The organism is Paraburkholderia sp. SIMBA_054, from assembly GCF_046534875.1.
Classification (GTDB): domain Bacteria; phylum Pseudomonadota; class Gammaproteobacteria; order Burkholderiales; family Burkholderiaceae; genus Paraburkholderia; species Paraburkholderia hospita.
In genome coordinates, this window is the sequence record NZ_JAWRXV010001413.1 from 1 (window position 1) to 246 (window position 246).

A 246-nucleotide genomic window follows, 5' to 3' on the forward strand; every position below is an offset into this window, starting at 1 on the left:
GCTTCGCACTGAACGAGGCGGCGTTCAGCGCCGAACTGTTTCGTGCCGGCATTCTGTCGGTGAACCGCTCGCAATCCATCGCGGCCGCGGCGCTCGGCATGGGACCGTTGCTGACATTACGCCGCATTATCCTGCCGCAGTCCATGCGGGCGGTGATCCCCGGCCTCGCCAACGACACCATCGGCATCTTGAAGCTGACCTCGATCGCGTCGGTGCTCTTCGTCAACGAGCTCCCGTTTCGCTCGC

General features: G+C 64.2%; 1 protein-coding gene. It reads left to right on the forward strand.

Features of this window, described 5'->3' with window-relative positions:
- Positions 1-246, forward strand: a 246-nt coding sequence (locus SB822_RS59705; RefSeq protein WP_410859458.1) for an ABC transporter permease subunit, incomplete at both ends; no start/stop codon positions are given.